Here is a 16,155-nt window from a genome sequence, read left to right on the forward strand (position 1 = left end):
ATGGGAACAGTTCTGAAAGCCGAAAATATCAACAAACACTTTACTGACCCCGTGGACTTTCATGTACTGAAAGACATAAGCTTCGATGTCGAAAAAGGTGAATTCGTTTCGATTATGGGGAAGTCGGGATGTGGAAAGTCGACCTTGCTTTATATCCTTTCCACGATGGACACGGATTATTCCGGCAGTCTCTATCTCGATGGCGAAAAGCTCACTGGCCAGTCTGCAAATCAACTGGCGAGGGTTAGAAACGAGCACATCGGATTTGTCTTTCAATTCCACTACCTGTTGCCCGAGTTCTCTGTTTTGGAAAATGTGATGTTGCCGGCCAGGAAACTCGCCAAAAAGTCGGAAGATGAAATAAGGGAAGACGCCATGGAGAAGCTCCGCCTGCTCGACATTAAGGATCAGGCCCACAAAAAAGCCACGATGATTTCGGGTGGTCAAAAGCAGCGGGTGGCCATTGCCAGGGCTTTGATCAATAATCCCTCTATCATCATGGGGGATGAACCTACCGGAAATCTCGATTCGAAAAACTCCAATAATGTTTTCAATATCTTCAAAGACATTGGTCATGAAGAGAATCTCTCACTGCTAGTGGTGACCCATGATGACGATTTTGCCGCCAAAACAGATCGTATCATTCAGATGGAAGACGGACGGATAATTAGCTAAATTCGTCTCATCACCAAAAATCCTGAGATGGCTCAAAAACACCGCTGTGGCTGGGTCGGTTCCGATCCGCTCTACCAAAAATACCACGATGAAGAATGGGGAGTTCCTATTCGGGATGACCGAAAAATGTTTGAGTTTCTGCTACTCGAAACTTTCCAGGCGGGCTTGAGTTGGCTCACAATCTTGAAGAAACGGGAAAACTTCAGAAAGGCGTTTGCGGGATTCGATCCCGAGAAGGTCGCAAAGTTTTCGGAGAACGATATCGATAAGCTTCTCCAAAATGAAGGCATCATCCGCTATCGGCTAAAAATTGAATCAGCCATCAACAATGCTCAGCGATTTCTCGAAGTGCAGAAAGAGTTTGGCACCTTTTGCGATTACATCTGGAGTTTTGTAGACCATGAACCCATTCAAAACGCCAGGAAAAATCTTTCTGAAGTACCAGCAAAAACCGACAGGGCCGAGAGGTTGAGTAAGGATTTGAAAAAGAGAGGTTTCAAATTTATTGGGCCGACAACAGTTTACGCACACATGCAAGCCAGCGGCATGGTGAACGACCACGAAATGAGCTGTTTTAGATATGACCAATTGAAAAGTTGATCTACGGAAGAGTAGAAATCTAGTCTTCGGTCACATCAGCGCCAACATTAATTTTTTTTAAAATTTTTCTTTCTGACTGCAAGAGAGTTAAGCTTTTCTCAGGAAGATTCTTCAGAAAAATCTAAACCTAAAACGAGTGCCTCCCGTAGACTTGGGCGCAACTTAATTTTGAAGGTTCTCATAATTAAGCAACTTAAGGTTATTAGTATTTAGGCTAAAGAAACAACCCCACAGAAACGTCTGTGGGGTTTTTCTCTTTTTGGCCTATCTTGCAGCGAAATTTCCGCGATGAAAACGCTTTACATTCACCGACATGCGAAGTCTTCCTGGGCCAATCGCAATCAGCGAGATTTCGACCGACCACTCAACGACAGAGGTCTTCGTGATATTCCATTCATGGCAAAAAAGTTTGTAGAAAGAGAGAAATCGGTAGATGGCCTCGTTTCCAGTCCTGCCAAACGCGCTCAAACTACAGCTGAGATTTTTGCTCAGGAACTCGGAAAGCCCATTACCGACATAGGTCTGGATAACAGGATTTACGAAGCTCAGGTCACGGATCTCAGTAGTGTTGTTGAAGCTCTGGACGACAACTGGAATAGTGCTGTGGTTTTTGGTCACAACCCGGGCCTCAGCAGTTTGGTCGGGTACTACTCCAACGAACATGTGGACATGCCGACTTGCGCCATCGCCAAATTAACTTTCGACATCGACTCCTGGCAAGAAGCTTTTGCGGGCACCGGCTTTTTGGAATACCTCGATTTTCCTAAAAATTATGCTGAATTGCGTTAATTCGCATCTCACGAATTTCTCAAAATCAGATTTTCCAAATGGAATTGGAGACACTCGAAAATTGGATCGATAAAAATGTGAAGTGGGTTTTTGCGGCTGTTTCTCTAATCATCCTGGTTTACTTCGGGAGCTTGTTTTGGGGCTACGCGGTTATCAGCTTTGGATTTATCAGCTATGTTCAACTTGCCATCACCGGAGCTGCAGGAGGGTTGATCGTCAGCCTGGTGAAGCCACACCGCAGTTATAGGTTTTTCTTTCTGTTTGGGGCTGGTTTAGCCACATTGCTCGTTTACTTCATTGGCCAGTGGATTGGCTACGTTCATTTTATTGAGCATCGGGAAGGCATTTTGAAAGCTGGTGCTCTGGTATCGAGCCATGCTATCCTAACTGATTTTAACGTTGGTGACTGGCTCGCTTTTTTGAAAGATTCGAATAATTATCTGGGTCTTGAGGAGGTGCTCGCCATTGTGTTTATGTTCTATGTAGTTCAGTATGTGGGCTCCAAAGGGAGAAAGCAAAAACCAGGGGATCACAATTATCACACAGAACGCAAAAGCCGATTCAAAAGAAGGTTCGATCGTTGATAATTCTGCGATCGGGCACCGTTTAATTTTCTACCTTTGCGCTCCGTAATTCTTCATTTAAATATTACGGAACAATGCCCGGAACCACCAAGTATATCTTTGTCACAGGTGGAGTGACATCTTCTCTCGGAAAAGGAATAATCTCAGCATCACTGGCCAAACTGCTTCAGTCGCGCGGCTATCGGGTGACCATCCAAAAGTTTGACCCCTACATCAACATCGATCCGGGTACGCTAAACCCCTACGAGCACGGAGAGTGCTACGTGACTCACGATGGTGCCGAAACCGACCTCGACCTCGGGCATTACGAAAGGTTTACCAATGTGTTGACCTCGCAAGCCAACAACATCACTACCGGAAGAATTTACCAGAGCGTAATCAACAAAGAGCGCAAGGGTGAGTATTTGGGGAAAACCGTTCAGATCATTCCTCACATCACTGACGAGATTAAGCGCAGTGTGCAGATTTTGGGAAGCAAAAGCGAATACGATTTTGTGATAACCGAAATTGGCGGAACTGTAGGTGATATTGAGTCACTGCCTTACATCGAGGCTGTGCGCCAGATGAAGTGGGAGAAAAAAGGCGACTGCATCGTGATTCACCTCACTTTGATTCCTTACCTGGCTGCTGCCGGAGAGCTCAAAACCAAGCCAACGCAGCACAGCGTGAAACAGCTGCTCGAGTTTGGTGTGCAGCCAGAAATCCTCGTTTGCAGAACCGAGCACGACCTTTCAACTTCTATTAGAAACAAAGTGGCTAAGTTTTGTAACGTAGCTCAAAATGCCGTGATCCAGAGTATCGATGCCGACACGATTTACGATGTACCGCTCTTGATGCTCGAAGAAAAGCTGGACGATGTTGTGCTCGAAAAGCTAAACATGAAAACGCGCAAGAAGCACGACCTCAAGAAATGGATGAGCTTTTTGTCGCGTCACAAAAATCCAAAGCATAGAGTCGAAATCGGATTGGTTGGAAAGTATGTTGAGCTCAAAGATTCCTACAAGTCGATTGCAGAGGCTTTCGTTCACGCTGGGGCAGAAAAAGAAATTGCAGTAGACCTGAGGTGGATTCACTCCGAAGAACTCACAGCAAAAAATGTGGATGAAAAGCTAGAGGGAATTGACGGCCTGATGGTGGCTCCTGGATTTGGTTCTCGCGGAGTAGATGGAAAGCTCGATGCTGTGAAATGGGCCAGAGAAGGCAATGTTCCGTTTTTCGGAATTTGTCTGGGAATGCAGTGTGCCGTAATTGAGTTTGCACGCAATGTCATGGGACTTACTGATGCCCACTCAACTGAGATTAAAGAGTACACTCCGAATCCTGTGATCTCTTTGATGGCAGAGCAAAAGTCGATCACCAACCTCGGTGGAACAATGCGTCTCGGAGCCTACACCTGCGAACTGAAAGAAGGCTTTAAATCCAGAGAAGCATACGGAAAAGCTGAAGTGGAAGAACGCCACCGTCACCGCTTTGAGTTCAACAACGACTACATCGAAGCTTTCACCAAAGCTGGAATGGTGCCTACAGGATTTAATCCCGATTCAGGACTTGTGGAAATTGTAGAAATTCCGAAGCACCCTTATTTTGTAGGGGTTCAATTCCACCCAGAGTATAAGAGTACTGTGGCGAATCCACATCCTCTTTTTATTGAGTTTGTGAAAGCTTCACTTGACAATCAAAAGAAGTCTGGAAAAAGTAACAAGTCGACCAGAGAAGTAGCCAACCAGGATTAATCGAAAGTTTAGATTTTTATTCCTCGACTTTTAGAGCTGCAGAAGACAGGTTTCCTTCTTCGTCAACCAGGTGAGGGTACTCCTTTTTCATCAACCAGGAGATCAGGTTTTGAGGGATATCTTCGAAGGTGCCATAGTCTTCGATGTATTCCATAAAACCGCCATCCTCTCGGTCGAACTGCTGAAAGAGCGAATCCGACTTCCCATCCCACTCCAGTGGTTTCACTCCTAGCTTTTCACAGAGAGATTTGTTGAATGCGGGGGTGCATTTAATCCATTTCTCGTTAAGGAAAACTTCCGTGTAGCCGTGTGGAACGAGAATGTCTGTCTTTAGAATTTTCTCCAATTTGGCCGTTCCCATGTGATTGCGAACCTTGGCAAGTCCCAGTCTTGCGGGAATACCGAGCAAACGACAGCAGGAAACCATAAGTCCAGCCTTGTCGATGCAATGACCATGACCTTTTTCAATCACGGAACTGCTCGTCACATTTTCGAAATCGAACCGAATGTCAAAAGGATTGTAGAAAATCTCATCCCTGATTTTGTAGTAAAGACAAACAGCCATGGCTTGCTGAGTGAGGCCTTCTTCATTACAAGAATGCACAAACTCTTCAATGACATCACTGTCAGCATCGAAGTTTTGAGTTGGGGCCAGAAATTTCTTTGATACGTTCATTTTACAAATCTTTCCTTTGATCGGGTGGAGGTGATTAGTAGCCCAAAGAAGAAAGCGAAGAATACAATACCTCCCTGCACTTCGAGCATGGATTCAACAAAGATATTGGCAGAAATTATGAAAATGAACAGGAATAGGAGGTTTTTATCCTTGCGGATAGCTTCAAAAAGTCCAAAGAGCAATGTCAGAACTAGAGCAAAAGTTCCAAAAATACCCAGAGCTGCCCAGGTTTGTAGGTATTGATTGTGAGAATTGAGTTGATCTTCTGCAAGTTCAAATTGTCCCATAGCAGTGTACTCCTCTGCCAGAGCGATTTTCACATCTCCCGTGCCAGTTCCGAAAAGCCAATTTTTCTCGATAACTCTCAGTGAAGCGGTCCAGGTGGTGATGCGAGCAGTGGTGCTCTCAGTATCTTCTGGCTCCAATTGGCCGGGATTAGATTCTGTATTTTGATCTTCAGTAGCTTCTGCTGTGATGGTGATCATATTCTTAATCCGATTAATAGTCTGAGTAGAAAAGAACAGGGAAACTCCAAAAACAGCAAGCAAAGAAGCCGCGTAAACCAACCCTTTTTTCGCTGACTTTCTAAACCGAGCAATCAGGATGCTTAGAATAACTATGGCAACAGGAGCGAGAAGGACACCTGCTTTTGATGCCAGGAGATTGATGTAAATAAGTAAAAAAAGAAGAATCAGAGCGTAGATCCATTTTCGATGGATACCTAAAAACAGTCTTTTCCCAGATAGTGAAAGCACAATGTAGGAGAAAGCAAAAAGTGCATACATCGATAGGTAGGACGGATGCATGGTGGCAAAATCCGTGTAGTAGAAAACATTTTGGCTTCCCGTTTCGGAAAATTTGATAAAAGCATTTACAACTGAATAACTGGCTACAACAAGCACTCCGATGGTGAAAGCACTCATCACCAAATCAGTTTGCCGTGAGGAGAATTTGCGACTGCCTAACCAAATGAGTGGCATCAGTAAAAAGCTGACTTTCATTCCCAGGTCAAGAAAGGCATAATCAAAATTAGTTGTGTGAATCAGGCCAGTTAGGTGAAAAATATAAAAAGCTATCAGCGCCCAGAGTCCTCTTTTAGACCACTTGCTTTTGCCTTTAGTTTGCCACATCAGAAGTGAAGAAACAACCCATAAAACAATGGCGTAGGAGGTGAGTAATTTGCTGATAGGAATCAGAAAAGCCAGCAAACCTGCTGAAAACATCTGAAAATTTCTAAGTACTCTCGGGGTCATCTTTTCCGCTCTTAAATTCCATTAATTCACTTCGAAATTTACTGGCAATTTTGCTCCTTTCGAAATATTCTCTTACGTAATCGAGACCATTTTTGCCGAGCTTTCTGGTGAGCTCTGGATCTTCCATTAATTGCCGTGCAGCATCCGTTAGCGACTGGGCATTTTCTGGTTCAAAAGCCAAACCGCAGTTTCCTTCTTTTATAAATCGGTCATAGGCTTCTCCCTCAACCCCCAACAAAATGGGTTTTTCGAGCGCCAGACTTTCAAATATTTTTGAGGGAATGGCACCTTTGAAAAGTTCGATCTTTCTCAATGGGATCACCGAGACGTCAATGGCACTGATGATTTCAGGGATATTGTCACGACTAACCGAGTCGTAAAAATAAACGTTGTCTAGCTCGAGGTGGTCGGCAATGAGCATTAGACTTTCTTTTTCCGGACCATCACCGAGAAGAATAAATTTGATGTGCTCTTCATGGCGGAGCTTGTCGGCTGTTTTCAAAATGACTTCAAGTCCCTGGGCATAGCCTAAAATACCACCATAAAAAAACAGGAAGTCGCTTTCTTCAAATCCCATTTTCTTCCGCCACTGCTGTTTGTCGGTTTTCATAGAAATGATTTGCTCGGTATTGACACCGTTCGGCAGCCAGATTACTTTTTTATCTGGGAAACGTGAGCGAATGTTGTTCACTATGCCCATTGTTTGCCCAGAAATCATCGTGGCTTTCTTATAAAGGTGCTCTTCAAGACGAGTGGCCATTTTCAAGAACCGCTTGTTGGTGACGATCCCCAATTTTTCAGCACTTTCTGGCCAGAGGTCGGAAACATTAAAAATCATATCGATTTTTTTCCACTTGCTAAGCGCTCTGGCAGTAATTCCCAGAAAGAGGGGAGGAGATTCGCAAAAAAGAAAATCTCCCTTTTTGATCTTAAACAGCCCGAGCCAAAAGGACGTGAAAACGAATGAAAAATAGTTGAGCAGCCTTGCCAGTACAAATCTTGCCCGGGTGACAAAGATGGCCGATCGGTGAATCTTAATTCCATTAATAATTTCTGTCTTCCAAAGGCGCCAGCGGTAGCCTTTTTTGATCCGCATGTCGGGATAGTTGGGCATGGCGGTGAGCACAATCACTTCATCACCCTTTTGCTGCAATTGCAACGCCAACTCATAAAGCCGGTTTTGGGGAGCGCCTGTCTCTGGCGGAAAATATTGGGTAAGGAAATAGATCTTCATCAGCTGTGCTTACGGAGCTCAAGTATCGGACGTTCGGTTATTAAATCCAATTTCAAAGTTATAAATCTGAAGTTATCAAGTTTGAACTCTCGGGAAAGCCCGTAAAAACTGGTGTTTCCGATAGAAATGAAATTTATAAACTAAAGTTTTAGTGCTAAAACTAAAAAATTAGTTATGTTTGTAGTGAAGAAATTGGAAAACAGATCGTCTCAACGAAAAAAGAAGCACATGAAAGAATTAACAAAAGCAGAGGAACAGGTGATGCAAGTGCTCTGGGAATTGGAAAAGGGTTTTGTGAAAGAGATTATTCCGAAGTTACCCAGTCCGAAGCCAGCGTATAACACGGTGTCAACGATCGTTCGCATTCTAGAGCAAAAAGGATTTGTGAAACACGAGTCGTTTGGAAGAAGTCACCGGTATTTTCCTATAGTCGATAAAGACGACTACACAGAGTTTGCCACCGATAGGCTGATGAAAGGCTACTTCGACAATTCTGTGAAAAGCATGATCTCCTTTTTTGTGAACGAAAAAAAGATGAGCATCGAAGAGCTCGATGAAGTTTTAGAAACCCTGAAAAACCAGAAAAAATGAGTCTCACTACTTTCCTTTTGATGAATCTTGCTCTGGCAATTTTTTATGCCATCTACAGAATCTTTCTTCAAGGCGAAACGCATTTCGGTTGGGCCAGGGCCTATCTTGTTTCGGCTATTATAGCCACGTTTGCGCTGCCTTTGCTCATTTTCCCCGAGTCAGTTTCGAATACGATCGGCAACGCAGCTTTCAAGCTTCCGGCTGTGGAAATAGGCGGTGGCACAACTGCTGCTTCAAGCATTAACTACATGACTTTGACGATAGTTTTCTATTGTCTAGTAGCTCTGGCTCTCTTGCTGAGGAGTTCGATTCGCGTGCTTCGTCTGAATCAATTTGTAAAGCAGGCAGTCCCATTACCAGAACTGGGCAACAGAGTTTACGAAAGTCCGATTGGCGGCTCGTTCTCATTTTTCGGTCGTATTTACCTGGAACCGGGTCTGGACAAAGAAGACCAGCTGTCGATACTCAACCACGAATTGGTGCACTTGCGCGAGAAGCACGCCATCGACTTGTTTTTTGCAGAACTGACCAAAGCCATTTTTTGGATCAACCCTGTAGCCTGGTTTTATGGAAAAAGACTGGCCGAGGTGCACGAATTTGCTGCCGATCAGGTGGTGACAGAGCAGCTCGCCAACAAACTGGAATATCAGGAATTGCTTGTGGCCAAAGCGATGGGAATCAACAGAAAAGAACTTGTACACTCTTTTATAAATCAATCAATGTTAAAACGTAGAATTATGATGATCAACAAACCGAGCTCCTCAGTTTGGAGCAAATTTCGCTACGCACTTTTCATCCCCGTTTTGGGAGGGATGATTGCTTTGGCTTCGTGCCAGAAAAACGAGGGCGAGTCAGCCACGTCCACAATTTCAACGAAAAACTCCGAAGTGCCTAATCCGCCAGCACCACCAAGCCCGAGTGATCCAACTCTGGCAGGTGTTGAAGAAATGGATATTGTACAAAGAGGTGAAGGTGTTCCGGAAAACTATACCCAACCTGAATTCCCCGGTGGGATGGATAAGCTTTACGAATTCATGGGAGCGAACCTTAAATATCCCGAAAACCTGAAAGATGCAGGTGTTGAAGGAAATGTATATACTGGTTTCACCGTGAATGCTGACGGAAGCATTTCAGATATTAAGATTCTGAAGGGAGTGGATAGAGCACTCGATGCTGAAGCTATAAGAGTATTGAAACAAATGCCAAAATGGAAGCCTGGTAAAAAAGACGGCAAGGCTGTGGCTGTGGAAATGACTCTGCCGATCAACTTCAAACTTCCGGAAGGGGAGTGATTAAACTTTTGATTTTCGTATGAATAAAGAAAGGAGCAGGTATTCTGCTCCTTTTTTATTGCGCTTGTTTAATGCGATTGAGTTGGTGAATGTGATGAGCAATGTGATTGATCAAAAAATCTATTGTTTGTCTGGCACTGAGCATTCCTGAAAAAGGATGTCTAAAAACCTGCCGGTCGAGATATGCATTGTCCAGGTTTTCGAAAAAATCGCGATAGGCGAGGTTGAGCTTGTTCCACTCCTCGGTGTATTGATCGAAGCTGAACTTGCCCTCTGGTTCTGGCATCACGTCCGGTTTCTCATATCGTTTTGTGGATTTCAAAACCTCGTTGAGCTGAATTGAAGCCAGTCGGTTTTCCTCAGTGGCTTCAGGCAAATCTTCTGGCGAAGCCTGAGTCTTTTTCTTCATGTAGCCGAGAGTTCCTTTTTCCGAACCCATCACGTGCTCCACTACCTGAAGTGCGCTCCAGCTTTTGTCATCCGGTTTTTGATTGAGCTCTTCTTCGCTCCACTGGCTCAGGATTGAGAGCATTTCGTTTTTGGACTTTTCGAGCGCGTCCAATTGGTTTTCAATGTCTTTGTTCATTTAATTTGTTTTAGGTGTGTAGAGCATTTCTATGTGTGGGATGTCATCTTCGAGATACATTTCGCTGACCTGAAGAAATCCGAAGTGTTCGTAGAAAAGTTTGAGGTGTTGCTGAGCAGAAATTCGAATGGCAACGTTACCCCATTTTTTCTTCAACTCATTCATCGCTTTCACCATCAACTCTTTTCCGATGGCTTTTCCTCTAATTGAAGGGTCAACCACAATCCGCCCCATCGAAAGTTCCTGGTAAGATACTCCCGGGTGCGGAATACGTGCATAAGCTACAATCTTTTCATCCGCGTCTACACCAAAAAAGTGATCACTTTGCCGGTCCTTTCCATCGACTTCCTGATAAGGACAATCCTGCTCAATCACGAAAACTTTTACGCGCAGCGCAAGACAGTCGTAAAGCTCGTCCTTGGTAAGCTCTTCGTACGTTTTATATTTCCAGATTAGATCAGTCATGGATGTCAAAAATAAGACAATGCGCCACATGGCCTGGCTCTTGAGGAAAATCGGTTGTTCAGGTTTTTTTATAACTTTTTACCGACACTATCCAATCCACGAGATATGAAAATTGCCCGTCCATTATCTGCCTTTTCTATTCGGTTTGCTTCTGTAGCTATAGCTTTTTTACTGATTCCATTTTTTTGTATTTCACAAGATGAGGAAGATCCAGAAACTAAATCGGACACTAACAAAATTGAGGAGCAGTCTCCAGTCTACTTTGGGTTTTCGCCTGGGATGGGGTTTTTCAAAAGGACATCTGAAGGAGGAGTGCCAGGGAAAACTTTTCACAGAGCAAACTTCAATGGAGGCCTGACTTTGCTTGCGGGAGATTTTGAAGAGTTTACTTTCAAAACGGGACTGGAAATCAATTTTTTTCGTTCGGCTTATGTAAACGATACGTCATACTACGAAGAGTTTTTGACGATTCCTTTTCTCTTTCAGCTTGGGAGCTTTGCCAATGAATTCAATGATAAATTCTTTTCGATACACTTTGGACTGGCGATGAGTCTTTCTGCTGGAAACGGGTATGCCGGAGCTTTCGATGAATTCTACATTAAGGAAGAAGGGCAATTCCTCGACTACGCCAAAGTTAGTGGCCTCACCGAGTTTGCATTTTACAGCAAGCAAATGGACGGTTTCAATGCTATTGGTCTTCGATTGTCTGCCGATCTTACAACGGGTGAACAGCTTGATGGGCTGAAACTTCAGCCGCAAAGGTATTTCATGGCTACTGTCTTTGCATCTTTTCTTTTTGGCGAGTGACTTTAGGTTACTGATTATCATCTAGGGTTGATTTTTATCTTTGGGCATCGCGTAAAAATCGCGGCAAAAACCAAAGCCGATGAAATTGACCAAGAAAACCGCTGGACTTGTGCTAGGTCCGTTGGTGTTTTTTATAGCTCTCATCTTTCCTTCTGAATCGCTAAGTACGGATGCCTGGAAAGTTATCTGCGTTGCCGCTTTTATGCTGGTTTGGTGGATTTCTGAGGCGGTACCTATCCCGGTAACCGCATTACTCCCCGTTCTTTTGCTTCCATGGTTGGATGTGATGCCTATAAAAGAAGCAGCAGCTCCCTATGCGAGTGACATTGTATTCCTTTTTCTGGGTGGTTTTATGCTTGCTCTGGCATTGGAAAAGTGGAACTTACACAGACGAATTGCACTGGGAATCGTCCGGATTACAGGAACTGGAGCCAACAGAATAATTCTCGGCTTTATGCTGGCAACAGCAGCTCTCAGTATGTGGATCAGTAACACGGCCACTGCAGTAATGATGCTGCCCATCGCCATTTCCGTGGTCAACTTGCTTTTGAAAGATGAGGAGAGTACCTCCAAAGGTGTTCGAAACTTTGCCCTGGTCCTGATGCTCGGAATTGCCTATGGAGCTAATGTGGGAGGAATTGCTACACTCATCGGTACGCCACCTAACATCGTAATGGCCGGTATATTAAAGACCAACCATGGAATTGACGTTACCTTTTTTAGCTGGATGAAAGTAGGCTTTCCATTCTCCATGGTCATGCTATTTGTCACTTATTGGATGCTGACTCACGTGCTGTTTCCCAACAAGCTGGGCAGCTTCAAAAAAGCCGAGAAAATTATCGATCAGGAAATAAAAGCCCTGGGGCCGCTCACGCATCAGGAAGTGCGCGTGATGGTCATCTTTATTGCGACTGCTCTTCTGTGGATTTTTCGAAAAACGATTAATGAGAATCTGACTTTTGTTGAGCTCTCCGATGCCGGTATTGCCATATTGGCTACGGTCATGCTGTTTGTGGTTTTTGCAGGAACAAAAAAAGAAAAAGCACTCCTCGCCTGGAAAGACACCGAGAAACTTCCCTGGGGAATTCTGCTTCTTTTCGGTGGTGGACTTTCGCTGGCCAATGCGCTCAATGTGGTTGGCCTGATCGATCTAATTGGCGAATCCTTTACCGGACTGGGAGATGTGAATCCAATTTGGATTATTTTAGGACTGGCCGCTGTTTCTTTGTTCCTAACTGAGCTTATGAGCAACGTGGCGCTCACGAGTGTCTTTGTACCTGTTGTTGCTGCTGTGGCTATCGGTGTCGGACAAGATCCGTTAGACTACGCGGTTCCAGTGACTCTAGCAGCAAGTTGTGCGTTTATGTTGCCGATGTCTACTCCACCCAATGCCATCGTCTTTGCGAGTGGTCATATCTCAGTAGCACAGATGGTTAGGGGAGGAATTGTTTTGAACATCGTAGCTATTTTGATGATTTGGGCCTTTTGCACCTACGTTTTCCCGCTACTGATGCACACTTGAGTCGCGGTGAAATTTTAAATTAGCCCTCTATGAACTCATTTTTAGGTAAAGTTCGCGATCAACACAACACTATCCTGGTTGTCATTCTACTGCTTTTGAGTGTTGGAGTGCTGGTCTATCTTTTTCCGCGCAAGGCTCAATTCAAATACGAATTTGACCTCGGGAAGGTGTGGGAGCACGAAGATCTTTACGCTCCATTTGAGTTTGCTATCCGAAAGCCGGCAGAAGAGCTCAAGGAAGATCGAAAGAAAGCGATCGAGTCTGTTGCGCCTTACTACTACAAGGACAAGCTTGTGAGCTCCGGTCAGATCAGTCAATTTAAAGAAGACTTGAATAAACGCTGGGATGATTTTACCGGTCGCACGGAGGACGAAATTGACGAAGACTCCGAAAAGTTGAAGAAAGAGTATGCAAAAATTGGTGAGTCAGTTTTAGATGAAATTTTTGCAAAAGGGCTCATTGACTTAAACAAAGCTCATGAGCAAAAGTCTGATGACTTTACCATTGTTGTTGTAGAGAACAACGTAGGACGATCAGTAGAAGTTGGCGATTTGCTCAATTTCCAATCGGCCTACAATCTCGCTCGAGACGAGATTCCCGACAACGATCAGATCAACGAGACTTTCTTACTCACGCTGATCGAGGAGAACCTCGCTTACAACGTTTTTTTCGATCAGGCAAAAACAGCCCAACTTATAGAGGAAAGACTTGCTACTGTTTCGAGTTCGCGAGGCAAGGTGAACGAAGGCGAAAAAATAATTTCCAAGGGCGAAGTGATCACTGAGAACAAGTATCAAAAGCTTTTATCTCTCAAAGAAGAATACGAGGAGCAGGTAGTAGGAAAGCGCAGTGCATATATTATTCTTCTCGGGCAGATAACTCTTGTGGCGCTGTGTATTTTTTCCATGTTTATTTTCCTGAAACTTTTCGCAGCCAGAGTTATTCACTCGCCTTCTAAAGTTTTGTTCATACTCGTTTTGCTGATTCTGAACATGCTGATGGCAAAGTTCACACTGGAAGTGGAGTTTCTCAGGGTTTATCTCGCACCTCTGTGCATTTTGCCAATCATCATAAGGACCTTTTACGACACCAAACTGGCGCTCTTTTTACACATTGTGTCGGTATTCATTGTGTCTTTCATTGTTCCTAATCCGTTTGAGTTTGTTTTCCTCCAGGTTTTCGCGGGAATTTTGCTGCTCTACGCCATCACCAATCTGGTGAAACGCAGTCAATTCTTTTTATCGGCAGCAATCATTCTGTTTAGCTATTCCATCACCTACTTTGGGCTCAACATCATTCAGGAAGGAGATTTGACCAACATTGCCTGGGAAAACTACGCCTGGTTTGCCGGAAACGCGATGCTTTCACTATTTGCCTATCCACTGATTTATCTGTTCGAAAAAACTTTCGGATTTCTGTCAGATGTTTCTCTGCTTGAGATTGCCGATGCCAACAATCCACTTTTGAGACAATTAAATGAAAAGGCACCAGGCACTTTCCAGCATTCGTTGCAAGTTGCCAACCTGGCGGAAGAGGCAATTAGAAAAATCGGTGGAGATCCTTTGCTTGTCAGAGCAGGAGCAATGTATCACGACATCGGTAAGATGTATGCCCCGCAGTATTTTATAGAAAACCAGCACGGCACCAATCCTCACGATGATCTCAATTATAAGGAGAGCGCAAAGCTGATTATCGATCACGTGATCAGAGGAGTGAGCCGGGCCAAAAAACAAGGGCTCCCAGATCAAATAATTGATTTTATCAGGACCCACCACGGTACCACGCGCACTGAGTATTTCTACAGGAAGGCCGTTCAGGAATTAGGGGAGGAGAATGTAAAGGACAAGAAGTTTAGATATCCCGGTCCTCTTCCATATTCAAAAGAAACGGCTGTGTTGATGATGGCAGATTCGGTAGAGGCAGCATCCAAGTCCATCAAGGATGTTAATGCCGAAAAACTCGACAATCTTGTGGAGACGATCATTAATCAGCAGATGGCTGACGGACAGTTTATTTACGCGAATGTGACGTTTAGGGAGATCACTATGGTGAAGCGACTGTTCAAGAAAAAGTTGATGAATATTTATCACGTTCGTCTGGAGTATCCCGATTAAATCTCATCGTTTTTCTTTTTAACTTTATCTGGATCAGTTGATTAATATTCAGCGGTTTGACGCGGTTTTATCTCTGGGGATAGATTTGGTGCTCTATCGCAAAATTCTTTCTTTCTAACAACTGTAAAAATTAAAATTCGATTCATATGAAGTTCAGGATATACTTATTCGCACTTTGCATTTTAGGTGCTCAGTCTGTAGTGGCTCAGAACGAAGTAGCCCTTCGTGGTGGTGGAGGAGGATTCTCTATTGGCTATGCAAACATGGATGTTTCGGCTTTTGAAGAATTCATTCAGGGTGAAGCCAAACGTTTCACAAACGATCAACTTCTATTTGGGGGAGGCGGCCGAAGTTTTATCGGCAATTTCATTATTGGAGGAAGTGGCCAGGGACTGATTGGCGACACGCACACGGACGACAGTCTCAAGATGAGCCTCGCTGGAGGTATGGGTACACTTGACATAGGGTATCTCGTTTACAATCGCGAACAATTAAAGATTTATCCAATGCTCGGCCTCGGTGGGGGTGGCTACGAAGTGCAGATTACACAAAATGAGAACATCTCAGCTGATGAGGTGCGTCAGGATCCCGGAAGGGAAATCACCGTTGGTACTGGAGGTTTTCTTGCGGACATTTCTTTAAATATGAATGTTTTACCAATTATTGAGCAAAGTGAGGATGGAAGTTCTTATGGCGGTTTTAGTATCGGGCTCAGTGCTGGATACACCTACGGTGTGCGTTTTTCGGAGTGGGGTTTTGCTGGAGGAGATATCTCCGGAGGCCCAGATTTCAACATGGATATGTTTTATGTGAAAGTGACAATTGGTGGAATGGGCTTTGAAAAGTGATCTAAGATCAGGGATGAATTATTTGTGAAAGAAAATAGCTTGGCAATAAATCAATATTTTTTACATTTGCGCCCCCACAAAACGGAGAGGTGGGTGAGTGGCTGAAACCACATGTTTGCTAAACATGCATACCCGGAAACGGGTATCGGGGGTTCGAATCCCCCTCTCTCCGCAAGATCCAAAAACCCCATTCAGCAAAGCTGGATGGGGTTTTTGCTTCAGGGGCCCGAGCCAAGCTTTGCTTGGGTGAAGGGCCTCTGAAGCAAAAAGCCAACGATGCGCAGCATTGTCAGGTTTTTGGATCTTGTAGTTCCTCCCCACCAGGATCACGTTAGTAATCCCCGAAGTTTAGAGCCCCGAGCCAAGCTTTGCTTGGGTGAAGGGCC

16 protein-coding genes and 1 tRNA gene are annotated in these 16,155 nt (G+C 44.3%); 12 read left to right on the forward strand and 5 right to left on the reverse strand.

The features are described from left to right. The 5 genes from ABHV44_RS09210 (at position 1) to ABHV44_RS09230 (ending at position 4,381) form a co-directional block, all read left to right on the forward strand. Entirely contained in the window at positions 1–675 is a 675-nt protein-coding gene (locus ABHV44_RS09210) for an ABC transporter ATP-binding protein (RefSeq protein WP_459074389.1), read from the forward strand. 27 nt (positions 676–702) lie between these two features. Then, on the forward strand, positions 703–1,275 hold the full coding sequence (locus tag ABHV44_RS09215; protein ID WP_459074390.1) for a DNA-3-methyladenine glycosylase I: 573 nt from the start codon (positions 703–705) through the stop codon (positions 1,273–1,275). Positions 1,276–1,563: 288 nt separating this feature from the next. Next, positions 1,564–2,064 (forward strand): SixA phosphatase family protein, encoded by a 501-nt coding sequence (locus ABHV44_RS09220; RefSeq protein WP_459074391.1) that lies wholly within the window; start codon positions 1,564–1,566, stop codon positions 2,062–2,064. Positions 2,065–2,102: 38 nt separating this feature from the next. After that, positions 2,103–2,648 (forward strand): hypothetical protein, encoded by a 546-nt coding sequence (locus ABHV44_RS09225; RefSeq protein WP_459074392.1) that lies wholly within the window; start codon positions 2,103–2,105, stop codon positions 2,646–2,648. A 74-nt stretch (positions 2,649–2,722) separates the two neighbouring features. Continuing rightward, entirely contained in the window at positions 2,723–4,381 is a 1,659-nt protein-coding gene (locus tag ABHV44_RS09230) for a CTP synthase (protein ID WP_459074393.1), read from the forward strand. A 16-nt stretch (positions 4,382–4,397) separates the two neighbouring features. On the opposite strand, the gene ABHV44_RS09235 is transcribed toward ABHV44_RS09230, so the two are convergent. Genes ABHV44_RS09235 through ABHV44_RS09245 form a run of 3 tightly spaced genes read right to left on the reverse strand, consistent with a single transcriptional unit; the run spans position 4,398 to position 7,544 of the window. Beyond that, a complete protein-coding gene (locus tag ABHV44_RS09235; RefSeq protein ID WP_459074394.1) occupies positions 4,398–5,057 on the reverse strand; it encodes a transglutaminase-like domain-containing protein in 660 nt (219 codons plus the stop codon). Then, positions 5,054–6,310, reverse strand: coding sequence for an O-antigen ligase family protein (locus ABHV44_RS09240; protein WP_459074395.1), 1,257 nt, complete (start codon positions 6,308–6,310; stop codon positions 5,054–5,056). The genes ABHV44_RS09235 and ABHV44_RS09240 overlap by 4 nt, the downstream gene beginning before the upstream one ends. Continuing rightward, entirely contained in the window at positions 6,291–7,544 is a 1,254-nt protein-coding gene (locus ABHV44_RS09245; RefSeq protein ID WP_459074396.1) for a glycosyltransferase family 4 protein, read from the reverse strand. The genes ABHV44_RS09240 and ABHV44_RS09245 overlap by 20 nt, the downstream gene beginning before the upstream one ends. 228 nt (positions 7,545–7,772) lie before the next feature. Here ABHV44_RS09245 and ABHV44_RS09250 point away from each other — a divergent pair, with 228 nt between their 5' ends. Together ABHV44_RS09250 and ABHV44_RS09255 are read left to right on the forward strand one after the other, a co-directional pair. Continuing rightward, on the forward strand, positions 7,773–8,135 hold the full coding sequence (locus ABHV44_RS09250) for a BlaI/MecI/CopY family transcriptional regulator (protein WP_459074397.1): 363 nt from the start codon (positions 7,773–7,775) through the stop codon (positions 8,133–8,135). Further along, positions 8,132–9,427: a M56 family metallopeptidase gene (locus ABHV44_RS09255; protein ID WP_459074398.1), complete on the forward strand. Its 1,296-nt coding sequence runs from the start codon at positions 8,132–8,134 to the stop codon at positions 9,425–9,427. Before ABHV44_RS09250 ends, ABHV44_RS09255 begins: the two co-directional genes overlap by 4 nt. A gap of 55 nt (positions 9,428–9,482) precedes the next feature. On the opposite strand, the gene ABHV44_RS09260 is transcribed toward ABHV44_RS09255, so the two are convergent. Next, complete coding sequence (locus ABHV44_RS09260; RefSeq protein WP_459074399.1) at positions 9,483–10,013, reverse strand: DinB family protein; 531 nt, start codon at positions 10,011–10,013, stop codon at positions 9,483–9,485. Next, complete coding sequence (locus ABHV44_RS09265) at positions 10,014–10,478, reverse strand: GNAT family N-acetyltransferase (protein ID WP_459074400.1); 465 nt, start codon at positions 10,476–10,478, stop codon at positions 10,014–10,016. Between the two features lie 105 nt (positions 10,479–10,583). Between ABHV44_RS09265 and ABHV44_RS09270 the strand changes: the two genes are divergently transcribed. The 5 genes from ABHV44_RS09270 to ABHV44_RS09290 all read left to right on the forward strand — a co-directional run bounded on the left by ABHV44_RS09270 (position 10,584) and on the right by ABHV44_RS09290 (position 15,941). After that, positions 10,584–11,285: a hypothetical protein gene (locus ABHV44_RS09270; RefSeq protein ID WP_459074401.1), complete on the forward strand. Its 702-nt coding sequence runs from the start codon at positions 10,584–10,586 to the stop codon at positions 11,283–11,285. 79 nt (positions 11,286–11,364) lie between these two features. After that, on the forward strand, positions 11,365–12,807 hold the full coding sequence (locus ABHV44_RS09275; protein ID WP_459074402.1) for an SLC13 family permease: 1,443 nt from the start codon (positions 11,365–11,367) through the stop codon (positions 12,805–12,807). Positions 12,808–12,836: 29 nt separating this feature from the next. Next, positions 12,837–14,921, forward strand: coding sequence for an HD family phosphohydrolase (locus ABHV44_RS09280; protein WP_459074403.1), 2,085 nt, complete (start codon positions 12,837–12,839; stop codon positions 14,919–14,921). A gap of 146 nt (positions 14,922–15,067) precedes the next feature. Continuing rightward, positions 15,068–15,769, forward strand: a complete 702-nt coding sequence (locus tag ABHV44_RS09285) for a hypothetical protein (RefSeq protein ID WP_459074404.1) — start codon at positions 15,068–15,070, stop codon at positions 15,767–15,769. 83 nt (positions 15,770–15,852) lie between these two features. Continuing rightward, positions 15,853–15,941 (forward strand) — tRNA-Ser (locus ABHV44_RS09290). The last annotated feature ends 214 nt before the right edge of the window (positions 15,942–16,155 follow it).

The organism is Halocola ammonii, assembly GCF_049334165.1.
In the GTDB taxonomy this organism is placed as follows: domain Bacteria; phylum Bacteroidota; class Bacteroidia; order Flavobacteriales_D; family Sanyastnellaceae; genus JBEGHD01.

Excerpts from the sequence above, each read along its gene's own strand:
- ABHV44_RS09280 (WP_459074403.1), top strand. The coding sequence starts at position 12,837 with ATGAACTCATTTTTAGGTAAAGTTCGCGATCAACACAACACTATCCTG.
- ABHV44_RS09260 (WP_459074399.1), bottom strand. The coding sequence starts at position 10,013 with ATGAACAAAGACATTGAAAACCAATTGGACGCGCTCGAAAAGTCCAAA.
- ABHV44_RS09270 (WP_459074401.1), top strand. The coding sequence starts at position 10,584 with ATGAAAATTGCCCGTCCATTATCTGCCTTTTCTATTCGGTTTGCTTCT.
- ABHV44_RS09210 (WP_459074389.1), top strand. The coding sequence starts at position 1 with ATGGGAACAGTTCTGAAAGCCGAAAATATCAACAAACACTTTACTGAC.
- ABHV44_RS09215 (WP_459074390.1), top strand. The coding sequence starts at position 703 with ATGGCTCAAAAACACCGCTGTGGCTGGGTCGGTTCCGATCCGCTCTAC.
- ABHV44_RS09285 (WP_459074404.1), top strand. The coding sequence starts at position 15,068 with ATGAAGTTCAGGATATACTTATTCGCACTTTGCATTTTAGGTGCTCAG.
- ABHV44_RS09245 (WP_459074396.1), bottom strand. The coding sequence starts at position 7,544 with ATGAAGATCTATTTCCTTACCCAATATTTTCCGCCAGAGACAGGCGCT.
- ABHV44_RS09240 (WP_459074395.1), bottom strand. The coding sequence starts at position 6,310 with ATGACCCCGAGAGTACTTAGAAATTTTCAGATGTTTTCAGCAGGTTTG.
- ABHV44_RS09275 (WP_459074402.1), top strand. The coding sequence starts at position 11,365 with ATGAAATTGACCAAGAAAACCGCTGGACTTGTGCTAGGTCCGTTGGTG.
- ABHV44_RS09225 (WP_459074392.1), top strand. The coding sequence starts at position 2,103 with ATGGAATTGGAGACACTCGAAAATTGGATCGATAAAAATGTGAAGTGG.
- ABHV44_RS09230 (WP_459074393.1), top strand. The coding sequence starts at position 2,723 with ATGCCCGGAACCACCAAGTATATCTTTGTCACAGGTGGAGTGACATCT.
- ABHV44_RS09250 (WP_459074397.1), top strand. The coding sequence starts at position 7,773 with ATGAAAGAATTAACAAAAGCAGAGGAACAGGTGATGCAAGTGCTCTGG.
- ABHV44_RS09220 (WP_459074391.1), top strand. The coding sequence starts at position 1,564 with ATGAAAACGCTTTACATTCACCGACATGCGAAGTCTTCCTGGGCCAAT.
- ABHV44_RS09255 (WP_459074398.1), top strand. The coding sequence starts at position 8,132 with ATGAGTCTCACTACTTTCCTTTTGATGAATCTTGCTCTGGCAATTTTT.
- ABHV44_RS09235 (WP_459074394.1), bottom strand. The coding sequence starts at position 5,057 with ATGAACGTATCAAAGAAATTTCTGGCCCCAACTCAAAACTTCGATGCT.
- ABHV44_RS09265 (WP_459074400.1), bottom strand. The coding sequence starts at position 10,478 with ATGACTGATCTAATCTGGAAATATAAAACGTACGAAGAGCTTACCAAG.